This window comes from Mesorhizobium sp. M0659 (assembly GCF_040320605.1).
In the GTDB taxonomy this organism is placed as follows: Bacteria; Pseudomonadota; Alphaproteobacteria; order Rhizobiales; family Rhizobiaceae; genus Mesorhizobium.
Genome location: NZ_JAMYPY010000020.1, coordinates 90,401 through 105,373, shown reverse-complemented (window position 1 = coordinate 105,373; position 14,973 = coordinate 90,401). Strand labels below are relative to the sequence as shown.

General features: G+C 62.3%; 16 protein-coding genes and 1 pseudogene. 14 read left to right on the top strand and 3 right to left on the bottom strand.

Annotation, left to right across the window (positions count from 1 at the left end):
* Positions 1–1,152 (top strand): porin (locus tag NKI31_RS25815; RefSeq protein ID WP_352652887.1); only part of this gene is annotated, 1,152 nt, incomplete at its 5' end.
* 91 nt (positions 1,153–1,243) lie between these two features.
* Here NKI31_RS25815 and NKI31_RS25810 read toward each other — a convergent pair.
* Entirely contained in the window at positions 1,244–1,405 is a 162-nt protein-coding gene (locus NKI31_RS25810) for a hypothetical protein (RefSeq protein WP_352652886.1), read from the bottom strand.
* Here NKI31_RS25810 and NKI31_RS25805 point away from each other — a divergent pair.
* From NKI31_RS25805 to NKI31_RS25765, 9 genes and pseudogenes are all read left to right on the top strand, one after another.
* Complete coding sequence (locus NKI31_RS25805; protein ID WP_352652885.1) at positions 1,404–2,516, top strand: pyridoxal phosphate-dependent aminotransferase; 1,113 nt, start codon at positions 1,404–1,406, stop codon at positions 2,514–2,516. The genes NKI31_RS25810 and NKI31_RS25805 overlap by 2 nt on opposite strands.
* Before the next feature lie 146 nt (positions 2,517–2,662).
* Complete coding sequence (locus NKI31_RS25800) at positions 2,663–2,977, top strand: acylphosphatase (RefSeq protein WP_155924235.1); 315 nt, start codon at positions 2,663–2,665, stop codon at positions 2,975–2,977.
* A 44-nt stretch (positions 2,978–3,021) separates the two neighbouring features.
* Positions 3,022–3,672 carry a TetR/AcrR family transcriptional regulator gene (locus NKI31_RS25795; protein ID WP_023684509.1) on the top strand — a complete coding sequence of 217 codons (651 nt, stop codon included), beginning with the start codon at positions 3,022–3,024 and terminating at the stop codon, positions 3,670–3,672.
* On the top strand, positions 3,641–4,804 hold the full coding sequence (locus NKI31_RS25790; protein WP_023684510.1) for an isovaleryl-CoA dehydrogenase: 1,164 nt from the start codon (positions 3,641–3,643) through the stop codon (positions 4,802–4,804). Before NKI31_RS25795 ends, NKI31_RS25790 begins: the two co-directional genes overlap by 32 nt.
* A 1-nt stretch (position 4,805) precedes the next feature.
* Entirely contained in the window at positions 4,806–6,413 is a 1,608-nt protein-coding gene (locus tag NKI31_RS25785) for a carboxyl transferase domain-containing protein (protein ID WP_023684511.1), read from the top strand.
* Position 6,414: 1 nt separating this feature from the next.
* Positions 6,415–6,943, top strand: a pseudogene (locus NKI31_RS25780) (O-acetyl-ADP-ribose deacetylase).
* Positions 6,944–7,063: 120 nt separating this feature from the next.
* The gene (locus tag NKI31_RS25775) at positions 7,064–7,438 is read left to right on the top strand and encodes a hypothetical protein (protein WP_352652884.1); all 375 of its coding nucleotides are present in this window, start codon (positions 7,064–7,066) and stop codon (positions 7,436–7,438) included.
* A gap of 45 nt (positions 7,439–7,483) precedes the next feature.
* Positions 7,484–7,861: a hypothetical protein gene (locus NKI31_RS25770; RefSeq protein WP_023684512.1), complete on the top strand. Its 378-nt coding sequence runs from the start codon at positions 7,484–7,486 to the stop codon at positions 7,859–7,861.
* Positions 7,862–7,910: 49 nt separating this feature from the next.
* Positions 7,911–9,887, top strand: coding sequence for an acetyl/propionyl/methylcrotonyl-CoA carboxylase subunit alpha (locus tag NKI31_RS25765; RefSeq protein ID WP_023738558.1), 1,977 nt, complete (start codon positions 7,911–7,913; stop codon positions 9,885–9,887).
* A 49-nt stretch (positions 9,888–9,936) separates the two neighbouring features.
* Here NKI31_RS25765 and NKI31_RS25760 read toward each other — a convergent pair whose 3' ends face one another.
* Positions 9,937–11,058, bottom strand: a complete 1,122-nt coding sequence (locus NKI31_RS25760) for an ABC transporter substrate-binding protein (RefSeq protein WP_023738557.1) — start codon at positions 11,056–11,058, stop codon at positions 9,937–9,939.
* 386 nt (positions 11,059–11,444) lie between these two features.
* A complete protein-coding gene (locus tag NKI31_RS25755) occupies positions 11,445–11,711 on the bottom strand; it encodes an SEL1-like repeat protein (protein ID WP_006199745.1) in 267 nt (88 codons plus the stop codon).
* A 437-nt stretch (positions 11,712–12,148) separates the two neighbouring features.
* On the opposite strand from NKI31_RS25755, the gene NKI31_RS25750 reads away from it, so the two are divergent.
* The 4 genes from NKI31_RS25750 (at position 12,149) to NKI31_RS25735 (ending at position 14,840) form a co-directional block, all read left to right on the top strand.
* Positions 12,149–12,490 (top strand): DUF2147 domain-containing protein, encoded by a 342-nt coding sequence (locus tag NKI31_RS25750; protein ID WP_352652883.1) that lies wholly within the window; start codon positions 12,149–12,151, stop codon positions 12,488–12,490.
* A gap of 225 nt (positions 12,491–12,715) precedes the next feature.
* Positions 12,716–12,868, top strand: a complete 153-nt coding sequence (locus NKI31_RS25745; protein WP_023738556.1) for a hypothetical protein — start codon at positions 12,716–12,718, stop codon at positions 12,866–12,868.
* Positions 12,869–12,907: 39 nt separating this feature from the next.
* Positions 12,908–13,102 carry a hypothetical protein gene (locus NKI31_RS25740; RefSeq protein ID WP_023670200.1) on the top strand — a complete coding sequence of 65 codons (195 nt, stop codon included), beginning with the start codon at positions 12,908–12,910 and terminating at the stop codon, positions 13,100–13,102.
* Positions 13,103–13,379: 277 nt separating this feature from the next.
* Positions 13,380–14,840, top strand: a complete 1,461-nt coding sequence (locus tag NKI31_RS25735; RefSeq protein ID WP_023731828.1) for an AMP nucleosidase — start codon at positions 13,380–13,382, stop codon at positions 14,838–14,840.
* Positions 14,841–14,973 lie beyond the last annotated feature (133 nt).

Genomic DNA, 14,973 nt, shown 5'->3' with positions numbered 1-14,973 from the left:
CTCGGCTCCGCTGCGGCCTTGATCGCAGTTTCCGGTGCGCGCGCCGCCGACGCCGTCGTCGTCGCCGAGCCGGAACCGGCTGAATACGTCAAGATCTGCGACGTCTACGGCGCCGGCTACTTCTACATCCCCGGCACCGAAACCTGCCTGCGCATCGGCGGCTATGTCCGCTACGACATCGGCGCCGGCGACGTCGGCTCGTTCGACGGTGCGAGGTCCTTCGACCATAAGGATGGCGACGAGCAGGACACCTTCTACAAGAACGCCCGCTTCACGCTGAAGACCTGGACCGGCCAGGAAACCGAACTCGGCACCTTGAAGACCTACACCGAGACCCGCTTCAACTTCGGCAATCGTAACGGCTATCCGTCGGCAGACGATCCGGCAACGGAAGCAGACGAGTTCAACTCCAACCCTGCCGGCAACAAGAACGTTTCGCTGAACTTCGCCTGGATCCAGCTCGGTGGTCTGCGCGTCGGTAAAGACGAATCGGCCTTCGACACGTTCATCGGCTACGCCGGCAACGTCCTTCAGGATACGCTCGTTCCCTACGGCGACTTCGACACCAACGTCGTCCAGTACTATTTCGATGCGGGCAACGGCTTCTCGGCCGTCGTCTCTCTCGAAGAAGGCTCGGGCTTCGACACCATCGACAGCTACGTTCCGCATGTCGTCGGCGGCGTGAAGTACACGCAGGGCTGGGGCGCCATCACCGGCGTCGTCGCTTATGACAGCAACTATGAAGAAGTCGCCGGCAAGGTTCGGTTGGACATCACCCCGATGCAGAACCTGTCGCTGTTCATCATGGGCGGCTACGGCACCGACGACAATTTGACGGACTCGAGCTATGCGATCGACGCTGGCGGCCGCGGCTTCTACAAGCAGTGGGGCGGCAACTGGGCATTCTGGGGTGGCGGCACCTACACCATCAACGAGAAGACCTCGTTCAATGCCCAGGTCTCGTATGACGAATGGAAGAATCTCGGTGTTGCCGCCAACATCGCCTACGACGTTGTTCCCGGCTTCACGGTCACGGCCGAAGTCGACTACCTCAATGCAGGCAAGTTCGACGACGCCAATTTCTCCAACTTCACCAACGCCGACAAGAAGAGCAGCATCGGCGGTCTCCTCCGCTTCCAGCGCTCGTTCTAAGACGCTCAGCCTGGCTGAAAATCGAACCCGGCGGGCAACCGCCGGGTTTTCTTTTTGAAGCGCCCGTCGCCATTGGCTGCAGTGCTGGCCTTCAAAAGGGTTGCCGCCTACCGGCGGTCAGGTCGTAGAGCGTGGCCACCCGCGCCGATTTCATCACGGGCGTGATGGCCACTATTTCCAGCCGCGCCAGAACTTGCGCCGTCCTATTGGGCACGCTAGCAAGAAGGCCCATCTTCTTGTGAGCCTTTGCCATGCGCCAGCGCCCTGCCCTCACGCCGCTTGTCGGCGCACTCCCCTCGACGGTGCCGTTTGTCGGCCCGGAGGCGCACGAGCGCGAGCGCGGACGTGCTTTTCGCGCCCGCATCGGCGCCAATGAAAGCAGCTTCGGGCCTTCGCCGCGCGTTATCGCCCGTATGGAGCGCGTCGCGCGTGACCAGTGGATGTATTGCGATCCCGACAATTATGATCTGAAGCAGGCTGCGGCCCGCCATCTCGGCGTCGGCGCCGAAAACGTCGTCGTCGGCGAAGGCATAGACGGGCTGCTCAGCCTGGTGGCGCGCATGTATGTCGCGCCGGGCGACGCAGTGGTCACCTCGCTCGGCGCCTATCCGACCTTCAACTTCCACATTGCCGGCGTCGGCGGCCGGCTGGTCACGGTGCCTTACGAGAACGACAAGGAAAGCCTGGACGGCCTGCTCAAGGCAGTCATCAAGGAGAAGGCGCCGCTGGTCTATCTCTCCAATCCGGACAATCCGATGGGCAGCTGGTGGGAAGCAGGAGATATCACCCGCTTCGTCGAAGCGTTGCCGGAAACCACCATGCTGGTGCTCGACGAGGCCTATGGCGAATTGGGGCCGGCCTCGGCGCTGCCGCCGATCGATGTCGCGCGGCCCAACGTCATCCGCATGCGCACCTTCTCCAAGGCATACGGGCTGGCCGGCATTCGCTGCGGCTATGCGGTGGCCGAGGCTGAGGTGATCCGCGATTTCGAGAAGATCCGCAACCATTACGGCGTCAGCCGCATGGCGCAGATCGCCGGCGTCGAGGCGCTGGCCGACCAGGACTGGCTGCACAGCGTGGTGGCGCGAGTTGCTGCCGGCCGCACACGTATAGCCGGGATTGCCGAGACGAACGGGCTGAAGCCGCTGCCATCGGCGACCAATTTCGTCACCATCGATTGCGGCAAGGACGGCGCCTTCGCGCTGAAAGTGCTGCAAAATCTTTTGTCGCGCGACGTGTTCATTCGCAAACCGATGGCGCCAAGGCTCGAACGTTGCATCCGGGTCAGCGTCGGCCTCGATCATGAGCTCGACATCTTTGCCGAGGAACTGCCCGGCGCGCTCGCCGCGGCACGGGGAAACTAGCCCGGCCGATTGCCGTCGCGACACGGCCTGCCAATGCCGCCAAAGGCCAAGACAGAATCAGCCGGGCCCCCGGCTTCCGTCGATCCAACAACAATCCAACCGTTCAAGGCTGTTGCTTTCGTCCGATCCCGCGCCAGTTCTTGAGCATGGGAGATAACGACCGGCAAAAGGCGGTGCAGGCGCGCATGCATGGTAAGGTGCAAGGCGTCGGCTACCGGATGTGGGCGCGACGCGAAGCGATAAGGCTTGGCCTCGTAGGTTGGGTACGCAATGAACGAGACGGCACGGTGACGGCCTCGATTGCCGGTGCCGATGCTGCGGTTTCCACAATGATCGAACGGCTCCGGCAAGGGCCAAGGGGAGCTTCGGTTTCGAGGGTCGAGTCGAAGAATTCGAACTCCTCGACTCGCCCATCGACTTTCGGATCATTGTCTAGACGGAACCACTTTATTGCCGCTTGAATTAATTGAACGTTCGTTTTATTACTAAATACCGGGAGGCGATCATGGCACGCACAACGGGATCCGATGGCGAAAAAACTGAAGCGGCCGTCCGCGAGGCAGCGGTCAGCCTGATCGCCCGCTTCGGCTATGAGGCGACGTCGATGCGGCAGCTTGCCGCCGAGGTCGGCGTCCAGGCGGCCGCGCTCTACCGCTATTTTCCGACCAAGGAAGACCTGCTGTTCACGCTGATGCGCAAACATATGGAAGGGCTGATCGAAGCGTGGGACGCCGCACGCCCCGACGCAGCCGATCCGGCAACGCGGCTTGCCGCCTATGTCGAAAACCACATCGCTTTCCACATCGAGCGCCGCCACTCAACCCATGTCTCGAATATGGAATTGCGCAGCCTGTCGCATGACCGGCTGACGCAGATCCTTCGCATGCGCACCGCCTATGAGAAGGAGTTGCGCGCCATCCTGCGCGACGGCGCGGAGGCCGGCGCCTTCAGTGTCGATGACACCGGGCTCACTGCCATGGCCCTGATCCAGATGATGACCGGCGTCATCGTCTGGTTCCGGCCGGGCGAGCGGCTGTCGATGGCTGAAGTCACGGCGACATATCTTTCAATGACAATGCGCCTAGTTGGCGCGAACATAGACGACAGTTCCGGGAGGGAGCGGCATGTACACGAACACACTCAGCTTCGGGCATGACGAGGACATCGAGGCGCTGCGCGATCTGGTGCGCCGCTTTGCCCAGGAGAAAATAGCGCCGATCGCCGCCGAGATCGACCGCAGCAACCAGTTCCCCGCGCATCTGTGGAAAGAACTCGGCGCGCTCGGCCTGCTTGGGATCACCGCCGATCCCGATTTCGGCGGTAGCGGCATGGGCTACCTCGCCCATGTCATTGCGGTGGAAGAGATTTCGCGCGCCTCGGGCTCGGTCGGCCTTTCCTACGGCGCCCATTCGAACCTCTGCGTCAACCAGATCAACCGCTGGGCGACACCTGCGCAGAAGGAGAAGTTCCTGCCGGCACTGTGCTCGGGCGAAAAGGCCGGGGCGCTGGCCATGTCGGAATCGGGCGCCGGCTCGGACGTCGTCTCGCTCAAGCTGCGGGCTGAAAAGCGCAACGACCGCTATGTGCTCAACGGCTCAAAGATGTGGATCACCAACGGCCCCGACGCCGAAACGCTGGTCGTCTATGCCAAGACCGATCCGGAGCGGAAATCGCGCGGCATCACCGCCTTCATCGTCGAAAAGACGATGGCCGGCTTCTCGGCATCACCAAAGCTCGACAAGCTCGGCATGCGCGGCTCCAACACCGGCGAACTGGTGTTCGACAATGTCGAGGTTCCCTACGACAATGTGCTGCATGAGGAAGGCCGCGGCGTCGAGGTGCTGATGTCGGGCCTCGACTACGAGCGCACCGTGCTCGCCGGCGGCCCGCTCGGGCTGATGGCGGCGAGCCTCGATGTCGCCATCCCCTATGTGCATGAGCGCAAGCAGTTCGGCCAGCCGATCGGCGAGTTCCAGCTGGTACAGGGCAAGCTCGCCGACATGTATTCGACGATGAATGCCGCGCGTGCCTATGTCTATGCTGTCGCGGCTGCCTGCGATCGCGGCCAGACGACACGCAAGGATGCTGCCGGCTGCGTGCTGTTTGCCGCCGAAAAGGCGACGCTGATGGCGCTCGACGCCATCCAGCTGCTTGGCGGCAACGGCTATACCAACGAGTATCCGACCGGCCGGCTGTTGCGCGACGCCAAGCTCTACGAGATCGGCGCCGGCACCAGCGAAATCCGCCGCTGGCTGATCGGGCGCGAGATCATGGCGGAAGGGGTTTAGCATGGCCGTACTCCAAACCCAGATCTCGCCCTCCTCCGAAACCTTCCGCGCCAATGCTGAGCGCATGCGGGCGCTGGTTGCCGACATTGCGGACAAGGCGGCAAGCGTCGAGCGCGGTGGCTCGGAGGAGGCGCGCGAGCGTCATGTTTCGCGCGGCAAGCTGTTGCCGCGCGAGCGGCTGGCGCAGTTGCTCGACACCGGCTCGCCTTTCCTCGAGATCGGCCAGTTCGCGGCATGGTCCATGTATGGCGAGGAGATTTCCTCGGCCGGCCTCGTCGCCGGCGTCGGCCGTGTCGAAGGCACCGAGGTGATGGTCGTGGTCAACGACGCCACGGTGAAGGGCGGCACCTATTATCCGCTCACGGTGAAGAAGCATTTGCGCGCACAGGAGATCGCGCTGCAAAACAATCTACCTTGCGTCTATCTGGTCGACAGCGGCGGCGCCAACCTGCCTAATCAGGACGAGGTGTTTCCCGATCGCGAGCATTTCGGCCGCATCTTCTACAACCAGGCCAACATGTCGGCGGCCGGCATTCCGCAGATCGCCTGCGTCATGGGCTCATGTACTGCGGGCGGCGCCTATGTGCCGGCAATGTCGGACGAGACGATCATGGTGCGCAACCAGGCGACCATTTTTCTCGGCGGCCCGCCTCTGGTGAAGGCGGCTACGGGCGAAGATGTCAGCGCCGAGGAGCTTGGCGGCGCCGACGTGCACACCAGGCTGTCCGGTGTCGCCGACCACTATGCGCTGGACGACGAACATGCGCTCGCGATTTGCCGGCGCATCGTCAAGAACCTCAACCGGCGCAAGACCGTAAGCCTGAGCTTACAGGAACCCGCGCCGCCGCTTCACGATCCGCGTGAACTCTATGGCATCGTGCCGACGGATTTGCGCCAGCCCTATGATGTGCGCGAGGTGATCGCGCGCGTCGTCGACGGCTCCGAGTTCGACGAGTTCAAGCAGAATTACGGCACCACGCTGGTCACCGGCTTTGCCCATCTTCAGGGCATGCCGGTCGGCATCATCGCCAATAATGGCGTGCTGTTTTCCGAAAGTGCTGTCAAGGGCGCGCATTTCATCGAACTGTGCTGCCAGCGCAAGATCCCGCTGATCTTCCTGCAGAACATCACCGGCTTCATGGTCGGGCGGAAATACGAGGCCGGCGGCATCGCCAAGGACGGCGCCAAGCTGGTGATGGCGGTCGCCACCGCTCGCGTGCCGAAGGTGACGATGATCATCGGCGGCTCGTTCGGCGCCGGCAATTACGGCATGTGCGGACGCGCCTACTCGCCGCGGTTCCTGTGGATGTGGCCGAATGCGCGCATTTCGGTGATGGGCGGCGAACAGGCGGCGACCGTGCTGGCGGTGGTCAAGCGCGAGGGCATCGAGCGCAAGGGCGGTGAGTGGAGCGCGGACGAGGAAGCGAAATTCAAGAAGCCGATCCTGATGAAATACGAGCATGAGGGCCACCCGCTCTACTCCTCGGCGCGGCTGTGGGACGACGGCATCATCGACCCGGCGAAAACGCGCGAGGTGCTGGCGCTCAGCCTGTCGGCCGCGCTCAACGCCGAAATCGAGGAAACGAAGTTCGGCGTGTTCAGGATGTGAGATGAGCAAGTTCGGCGAACGGATACATGTCCGCACCGCGACATCACCAGGCTTGCGGTCGATGCCATCGTCAATGCCGCCAATTCCTCGCTGCTGGGCGGCGGCGGCGTCGACGGCGCCATTCACCGCGCCGCCGGCCCGGAGCTCGAATTCGAATGCCGGATGCTGAACGGCTGCAAGTCGGCGAGGCAAAGCTTACCAAGGGCTATCACCTGCCGGCACGTTACATCATCCACACGGTCGGACCTGTCTGGCGAGGCGGCGGCAAAGGCGAAGCCGGACTGGTCGTATCCTGCTATATCAGGTCACTCCAAATCGCCGCCGCCAGGGATTGCCGGACCGTGGCATTTCCGGCGATCTCGACCGGCATCTACCGTTATCCGAAAAATGAGGCGACGCAGATTGCCGTTGGCATCGCAGGTACCTTCGTCGGACAGAACTCAACGCCCGAAACAGTTATTTTCTGCTGCTTCGACGAGCCAACAGCTCAACTATACCGACAAGCCGTTGCTGCCATTGGAGGATGCTAGTCTGCATGGATAAGATGGTTCATCCACCTACGCAAAAGCAATTTTCGGTGAGCAGGCTGGCGGCACTGGAGAATAGACGCTATTGTTCATCCCGCATTGGGCAACGGGGATGGGGTAAAGATGAGGCCGAAATATTCGGGAAAGACGACTGCGTCGGTACTTGCAGTCTTGCTTATATTTGCGGTACCCGGCGTTGGCGCCGCGGCATCGCTGGCGGGAAGCAAAGGCGACATCCATTTCTATCCGTATTTGCCGAAAAGCCCGAAAGACCAGTGCACCATGGCTTACAACGCCTATGTGGCCGCCGGCGGCCATTCGGCCTATGCGACCACGCCCTATGCCCGGATCCGTTCGTTGTACATCATCTGCGGCTCGGGCTTGAATGCACTGTCACAGAAGGCTGCCGAAGAACGGGCGATGAAATCCTGCGAGTCCGCCCGCAGCCATTACAAGGTCATTACAGGTGCGGGCTGCGAAGTTGCGGCATCGAAGTAGGCCGACAAGCATCGGCTTGGGCATTTTTCAAATGGGCGGCGCAAGATGAAATCGACACGCATCAAACGAATTACTGTATCGATGCTTGCCGGCCTGCTCGTATTTACGGCACCCGGTATCGGGGCGGCTGGATCGCTGGCGGGCAGCAAGGGAGACACCCGATTCTGGCCTCCGTTGTCACTGAATCCAAAGGAGCCCTGCACGAAGTCGTACAACGCCTATGTCGCGGCGAGTGGCCACTCGGCCTACGCGACCACATTCTACTCGCGCGTCGACGATCTTTACATCATCTGCGGTGCGCGGCTGAACGCGCCATCTCAGAAGGCCGCGGAAGAGTTGGCGTTGCGAAGCTGTCAGGTTGGCCTGAAAAAGTGGAAGGTTCAGACCGCGAGCGGCGGCTGCAAAATCGCGGCTTCGAAATAGGCTCATTCCTGCCAGACCGGCGCCGCCCGAGACAAACTCTGGAGGCTCCATGTTCGCCAAGATCCTGATCGCCAATCGCGGCGAGATCGCCTGCCGGGTGATATGCACGGCCAGGAAGATGGGAGTGCGCACCGTTGCCGTCTATTCCGACGCGGACGCCAAGGCCCTGCATGTCAAAATGGCCGACGAGGCAGTGAGTATCGGTTCCTCGCCGGTCGGCGAAAGCTATCTGCGCGGCGACAAGATTGTTGCGGCGGCGCTGGCGACCGGCGCCGAAGCAATTCACCCCGGGTACGGCTTCCTCTCGGAAAACCCCGATTTCGTCGACCTGGTGGTGGCGGCAGGGCTCACCTTCATCGGCCCGTCGGCCGCCTCGATCCGCGCCATGGGGCTGAAGGATGCGGCCAAGCGGCTGATGGAAAAGGCCGGCGTGCCGGTGGTGCCGGGCTATCATGGCGAGGCGCAGGAGATCGTGCTGCTGGCGTCCAAGGCGCGTGAGATCGGCTATCCCGTGCTGATCAAGGCGCGCGCCGGCGGCGGCGGCAAGGGCATGCGCCGCGTCGAACATCCCGAAGATTTTTCGGAAGCGCTGTCAGGCGCACGGCGCGAGGCCAAGGCCGCGTTCGGCGACGATCGCGTGCTGGTCGAAAAATACGTCGACAAGCCGCGCCACATCGAGGTCCAGGTGTTCGGCGACAATTTTGGCAATGCCGTGCATCTCTACGAGCGCGACTGCTCGGCGCAGCGCCGCCACCAGAAGGTGATCGAGGAAGCGCCGGCGCCCGGCATGACGCTGGCGCTGCGCGAGGCGATGACGGAAGCGGCGGTCAAGGCCGCCAAGGCGATCAGCTATTCCGGCGCCGGCACCATCGAATTCATCGTCGATGCCTCGCAAGGGCTGAAGGCCGACCGCTTCTGGTTCATGGAAATGAACACCCGCCTGCAGGTCGAGCATCCCGTCACCGAAATGGTCACCGGCACCGACCTGGTCGAGTGGCAGTTGCGGGTAGCCGCCGGCGAAAAGCTGCCGAAGACGCAGAGCGAAATCACGCTTTCCGGCCACGCCTTCGAGGCGCGCATCTATGCCGAGGACGCGGCGAAAGGGTTTCTGCCGGCGACCGGCACGCTGCATCACCTGGCGTTTCCCGACAACGCGCCCGAAGGCGCCAGCATGCGCATCGAGACCGGCGTGCGGGCCGGCGATGCGATCTCGCCCTTCTACGATCCGATGATCGCCAAGCTGGTCATCCACGCCAAGGACAGGCAGGCGGCACTCGATGCGCTCGGGACTGCGTTGTCGCAGACCGAGATTGCCGGCTCGACCGTCAACACCGCCTTTCTCGCGGCACTTGCCGCGAACGCCGATTTTTCGGCTGGTGATGTCGATACCGGCCTGATCGGCAGGCATCAGGAAGCGCTGACCGCGGTCGCCCCGCCGAGCAGCGAGATCGTTGCCGCGGCGGCCCTTGCCGCGGCGGGCGCCGGTGCTTTGCCGCCGTCGAACGATCCGTGGTCGTCGCTTGCCGGCTATGCGCATTTCCACAGCGTTGCGCGCCGCACGCGCCTGCGCCATGGCGAGGACGATATACTGGCGCGTGTTTCAGTGCGGCCGGACGGGCGCTTCGAGGTGGCGCTGGACGCGCCCTATGACAGCGTCAATTCGCATGATCTTCGCGCCGCCCCTCGCCTTGCCCGCTGGCCAGGCCACGTCACCGTGTTCGAAGGCGCGGTCGGCTACAGTTTCCTCGTCCCGGATCCGCTGGCGCGCACCGACGAGGCGGCCGCCGCTTCCGGCAGCCTGCGCGCGCCGATGCCAGGCGTGGTCAAGCTGGTGCGCGCGGCAAAGGGCGAAAGGGTGATCAAGGGCCAGCCGCTGTTGATCCTGGAAGCGATGAAGATGGAGCACACGATCGCGGCCAGCCATGACGGCGTGATCGCGGAAATCGCCACAGAGGGCGCGCAGGTCACCGACGGAACGGTGCTGGTGCGCTTCGTTGAAGAGGCTGCAAGCCGGCTGGAGGCTTGAACAAAAATGGCCGGGACAAGCCCGGCCATTTCCATGAGTACGCGGCCGCTTACTGCGCGATCGGTGCGTATTTGCCGTCGTGCCACTGGTTGATGTCGTAGCTGGCGTTCTTCAGATCGCCCTTCTCGTCGAAGGTCACGTCGCCGACCACGGTGCTGAAGGGCGTGCCGTTCTTCAGCGCTTCGGCTACCTTGACCGGATCGTCCGTTCCGGCGCGCTTGACGCCCTCTGCAAACGCCTGAACGACGGCGTAGGAGAACAGCGTAAAGCCTTCCGGCACGAAGCCGCCCGCCTTGATCTTGGCGATGGCCTCCTTGGCTTCCGGCTTGGCCTGCGGGTCCGACGGGAAGACGAACAGGGTGCCTTCACCGGCGGGGCCGGCGACCTGCCAGAATTCCGGCGAGGCGATCGAGTCCGGCATGATCAGCTGGAACTTGACGCTCTGCTCGGCCGACTGACGCAGGATAAGCCCGGCTTCCGGGTGATAGCCGCCGAAATAGACAACGTCGGCCTTGAGGTCCTTCAGCTTGGTGACGAGAGCCGAATAATCCTTCTCGCCGGCATTGATGCCTTCATAGTCGATCTCCTTGAGGCCACCGGCATTCATCGTCGCCTTCACGGCATCGGCAACGCCCTGACCGTAGGCGCTCTTGTCATGCAGGATAACGACATTCTTGCCGGCATATTTCTTGGCGATCCACGGGCCAATGAAGGCGCCCTGCGCGTCGTCACGCGTATAGAGACGCATGATCGTCGGCCAGCCGGCCTTGGCGGCGGCATCGGTCAGCTCGGGATTTGAAGAGGCCGGGCTCATCATCAGCGCGCCGGCCTCGGCGTAGACGGCGGAAGCCGGGATGCTCGAACCTGAACAGGCATGGCCGTCAATAAACTTGACGCTGTTGGCAACGATCCGGTTGGCCACAGAAACCGCCTGCTTGGGATCGCACTGGTCGTCCTCGATGTCGAGCTTGATTATCGAGCCGTTGACACCGCCGGCGGCGTTGATCGCATCGGCGGCTGCCGTTGCGCCCTGCTTGAACTGATCGCCGATCGTGGCGAGCTGTCCGGTCATCGGGCCGACCACCGAAATGGTGATGTCATCGGCAAAGGCAACCGGCGCGCTCATCATCAGGCCAAATACGGCCGCGCTCAAAATACCCGTTTTTTTCATGGTGATAGAACTCCTCCCACACTCGCGCAGCCGCTCTGGCCGCGCTTCTTTCCGAAGGCGGGACAATTTCATCCTTCATTGGGCCTGTCTAGGCGCATCGGCGCCGCTCGATTGGGCCTCATCAACGCAAAAAGCCACGCCAGCCTGTTCCGGCCGGTCGTGGCTTTTTGCTCGTAGCAGTCCCCATGCGCCCCCGCGCCACGAAAACCTGCCCGCCGTCCCCATTGTGCACGACTGGACCGTGCCGGCCTGCCGCGTTCTTGTTCTTTCATGGTCGGCCGTCTTGTCGCGGCCTCGTCGTTTCACCGGTTCCGACCGTCTTTGCGGTCTTGATCCCGGGGCTTCCCTGTTTTCGATAATCTGCCTGCGATAATCTGCTCGCGATCTCAGTGCATCGTCATCCATTCGCGGGCTTCGCGCAGCGCCTTGGCGATCTCGACCTTGGACATTGCGGCCGACAGTTCCGAGCGCAGTTCCGCGGCGCGGACCGAGCCCTTGATGGCGGCGATGTTGAACCATTTGTGGGCGGCAACGACATCGGTCTCGCAATCGCGGCCGGTCGCATACATCATGCCCAGTTCGAAAAGAATGTCGGCCTGGGCAGTTGCCCCCATGGCGCCGAAGCCGGCTTCAAGCATTTCAAAACGTGCCATTTTAGTCCCCTGTCTGGCTCCCGAGAGCGGGCCTCTTCTGTCCCCCGGTGTTCCCTGGGGAGCCGCTCTTTCGATGCTTCCGAGAATGAGGCCGAGCCTTGAATCCGTCGTTAAATGGCGTGCTTAATTTGGAGAAAACAAAGCTAAAACAAGAGGTAAACGCGGAAATTCGTTAAGGATACAAAGTCAGCAATCCCGCCGTTTCTCGACCGATTTGACGAAAATTTGCAAGGCGCCGATCAACACTCTGCTAACCACGCGAACCAAAGCCAACGCCTCGATCGTTTCATTTCCACGGGCTGCACTCTCCCGACCCCGCATGAAAATTGCGAAACCTTCCGTCGCGGCACGCTTTTGTTTTGCCGGGAGCTGGATTAGCTTACGTTTGCGTAAGGGGCAGAGAGGCGGCTGCCCCATCTAAACCAGGGAGGACAGATATGTTTCGCAAAGTGAGCTTGGCCCTGGCGGCCGCCGTGATGATGGCTGGTGCGGCTTGGGCCGATCCGATCGAAGGCAATTGGAAGACACAAGCCGGCGACACAGCAGTTACCGGCGGCAGCGGTTCATTCTCCATCACCCTGAAGACCGGCAAATATGCCGGGAAGACCATCGGTTCGCTCAAGGCGGCCGGGGCCAACAAATATGCCGGCAACATCACCGATCCGGCAAACGACAAGACCTATTCGGGCAAGGCAACACTGTCGGGCACCTCGCTCAAAATGAGCGGCTGCGTGCTCGGCGGGCTGATCTGCAAGAGCCAGACCTGGCACAAGCTCTGATCTTGCTGCTTTGAGTTGACCAACGGGGCCTTCACAGGCCCCGTTTTCTTTTGCAGGACGGTCCGCGCCATAGCGACGACCGTGCCGTTTGCGGCGGCGCAAACCCGAACCGACGCTCTCTCTAAGACCTCGTCAATCACTTTGAACCGCAGATGAACGTCGGCATCAGCGCCGGTTCAGTCGCATCAGGGCATTTGATGGCGTGTTCAAGGAGACACTACGCAAATGCTCGCTCGCCGCTTCACCATCGTCTGCCTGTTGATGAGCCTGTTCGGGATGCTCTTCGCCATCCTCGTGGCCGAATCCGGCCGTCCGGCCCGTTCCTGGAATGCAGCCAGTTCCTGCCAATTCGATTGCATGAACCATTTTCGCCCCTGAGACGACAAAGACATAGATCCAAACAGAAAAGCAAAAGCCATGAACCGCATCGCCATCAACGCCCTCCAGACCCTTCGGCTCCTGCCGCGGGCGGCGCTCGTTCTGGTCGTGTTGTCGGCGCCGGTCCTGGCCATGCCGATGATGCGGGCCAATGCCGACACGACGATCGACGCGCCGGCGACGAAGAAGCATGGCGTCGGCTTTGTCTTGCTGGTCAGTCTGCAGCGCGGGTAAGGTGTGCCGGTATTAAGGTGATGCTGGCCTGCAAGTGGCGGCCTTGGTGCTCACATGCTTCGAGTACGCTCCGCTCCGGTTCTCGAAGCCAACCAGTTTGGTCGCTTCGCGCCCGTCCTCGACTCCGGCTCAGCCTTACCTGAATCTCAGCACACCTTGGGCGTGGACGAATAAATCGACCACTTGGCGGCCACCCTCCCCTCCCAAGTGCGGCCTCAAGTCTCTATATTGAGCCATGGAAAAGCGAATCTACCCACAAGCTATCGAATCGGTCGTCATGCCGGAGCCTTTCGGCAAGCAGAGCTTCGACGACGCCAAAAAGGCCGTGGCCGCCTTGCAGGTGCTCTACGACCGCAACACCAAGTTTCTGCGCGACTCCTTTGCCACGCTTGCCGCCGGCGGCGACGAAAGCAAGCGCTACCGCGCCTTCTACCCGGAGATCGGCGTCACCACCAATTCGTTCACCCAGATCGACTCGCGCCAGGCCTACGGCCACATGCCGACCCCCGGGCATTTCTCGACCACCATCACCCAGCCGGTGCTGTTCGAACGCTATCTCGTAGAGCAGCTTCGCCTGATCATGCGCAATCACGGCGTGCCGGTAACGGTTTCGGAATCGACCACGCCGATCCCGCTGCATTTCGCGTTCCTTGAAGGAACCCATGTCGATGGCGCCGCCGCCGACCGCATCAAACGGCCGATCCGCGACCTGTTCGACGTGCCGGATCTCGACGGCACCGACGACCAGATCGCCAACGGCACCTTCGAGGTCGCGTTCGGCGAACCAAGGCCGCTGGCGCCGTTCACGGCGCAGCGCATCGACTATTCGCTGCACCGCATGACGCACTACACCGCGACCAGCCCGCAGCATTTCCAGAACTTCGTGCTGTTCACCAACTACCAGTTCTACATCGACGAGTTCGTCGCCCGCGCGCGGGCCCAGATGGCTGAAGGCGGCCACGGCTATACCGAATTCGTCGAACCGGGCAATGTCATCACCAAGGCAGGGCAAAACGCGCCCAGCGAAGGCGTGGCGGCGCCGCGCCTGCCTCAGATGCCAGCCTATCATCTGAAGAAGCCGAACCATGGCGGCATCACCATGGTCAACATCGGCGTCGGCCCGTCCAACGCCAAGACGATCACCGACCATGTCGCGGTGCTGCGGCCACATGCATGGCTGATGCTCGGCCATTGCGCCGGCCTGCGCAACACTCAGGCGCTGGGCGACTATGTGCTGGCGCATGCCTATGTCCGGGAAGACCATGTGCTGGACGATGACCTGCCGGTGTGGGTGCCGATACCGCCGCTGGCCGAGATCCAGGTGGCGCTGCAGGAGGCGGTCGCCGAAGTCACCGGACTTTCCGGCTACGATCTCAAGCGCATCATGCGCACCGGCACCGTCGCCACCATCGACAACCGCAACTGGGAACTGCGCGACCAGCGCGGACCGGTGCAGCGGCTGTCGCAGTCGCGCGCCATCGCGCTCGATATGGAATCGGCCACGATCGCCGCCAATGGCTTCCGCTTCCGCGTGCCCTACGGCACGCTGCTTTGCGTCTCCGACAAGCCGCTGCATGGCGAGTTGAAGCTGCCCGGCATGGCGACCGAATTCTACAAGCGGCAAGTGGCGCAGCATCTGACCATCGGCATCAAGGCGATGGAGAAGCTGGCGGAAATGCCGATGGAACGGTTGCATTCGCGCAAGCTGAGAAGCTTTTCGGAGACGGCCTTTCAGTAGACCGGCTTGCCGTAAATGTTTGCCGCGAGGCGTTTCGTCATCTTGATTGGGCCGCATTTCAGCCGATAAAGGCCTGATACCTCGGCAATGTATTACCCGGTCTATGGGCAAAACCCGGTCTGATGGCACGCGT